Origin of the sequence: Mesorhizobium sp. M7A.F.Ca.ET.027.03.2.1 (genome assembly GCF_003999175.1) — a bacterium.
Lineage (GTDB): Bacteria > Pseudomonadota > Alphaproteobacteria > Rhizobiales > Rhizobiaceae > Mesorhizobium.
Map to the genome: position 1 here is coordinate 1 of NZ_RZOM01001829.1, position 529 is coordinate 529.

Genomic DNA, 529 nt, shown 5'->3' on the forward strand with positions numbered 1-529 from the left:
CATCCGCACGGTCGAGGAGCAGATGGGCCGCAAGCTGTTCCACCGCGTCAACCGGCGCGTCGTCCTCACCGAGGCCGGCGTCGAGATGCTGCCCAGGCTGACCATGGCCTTCCAGGAGATCGGCAGCGTCGCGCGCCAGCTGGGCGGCGATGCGTTCCGCCCGCGCCTTGTGGTGTCGGTGCCGCCATCCATGGCCATGGGTTGGCTTTCGCAGCGTCTCGCTGGTTTTGCCTCAAGCCATGGCGCCGTCGATGTATCGCTCAGAGGCGACGACGACCCGGTGCCGTTCGACCGTGAACTGATCGACATCAGGCTCTCCTATGGGCCGCATTATCGCGAGCACCCGACGGAGGACATCGTCCAGGACGCAGTCTATCCCGTGTGTGCGCCCGGGCTGGCGGACACGATCAAACCCGAAGGCCTGGCCAGCCTGCCGCTTATCCACACGGGCTGGGGACCTACTGGTGCGTCCTTTCCGTCCTGGCACAACTGGTTCGAGGCGGCCGGCATCGAGCCCGGCCGGGCAGCG

General features: G+C 67.3%; 1 protein-coding gene. It reads left to right on the plus strand.

The features are described from left to right. The coding region (locus EN750_RS38315) for a LysR substrate-binding domain-containing protein (RefSeq protein ID WP_245482955.1) at positions 1-529 on the plus strand (529 nt) is incomplete at both ends.